The 460-nt window shown below is 78.5% G+C and carries 1 pseudogene; it reads left to right on the top strand.

Going from position 1 to position 460, the window contains the following annotated elements:
• A pseudogene (locus tag MTQ10_RS31000) lies at positions 1-197 on the top strand (TIGR03089 family protein); the annotation flags it as partial.
• Positions 198-460: the final 263 nt, after the last annotated feature.

The following is a 460-nucleotide window of genomic DNA, read 5'->3' as shown; positions in this document are numbered from 1 at the left end:
GGCTGGGGCTGACCGGGCCGGGCTCGCGGCTGCTGTCGGGTCGGGGGTTCGACACGTGGGAGGGGCTCAGCGCGGGGTTGTACGCGCCGCTGGCGACCGGGGGGTCGGTGGTGTTGTGCCGGCACCTGGAGCAGGCGACGGAGGAGGCGGTGGCGAAGCGGATCGAGGCGGAGCGGGTGACAGCGACGGTCCGCTGACGCCCCTTCCCGGGGCGAAGCCCCGGACCCCGCCCGCAGGGGGCGCTGCCTCTGCACCCCACGGCGGGTGCGGCCCCGGCGCGCGCCCGGCCCACCCACCGCCGGCAGGCGCAACCGCAACCACGCACCCACAGACACAGGCCGCCGCGGGCAGTCAGGGGCGCGGGGAACTGCGCACAGCGCCCCCCACCGGCCCGCAGGTGACCACAGGGGCGCGGGGAACTGCGCGAACGCCGCCCCCCGTCACCCGACCGGCCTAGCCC

The sequence above is a fragment of the Streptomyces sp. XM83C genome (assembly GCF_023072675.1).
Classification (GTDB): Bacteria; Actinomycetota; Actinomycetes; order Streptomycetales; family Streptomycetaceae; genus Streptomyces; species Streptomyces thermocoprophilus.
Note: the sequence above shows the minus strand (reverse complement) of the source record. Positions and strands in the feature narration are given on the sequence as shown.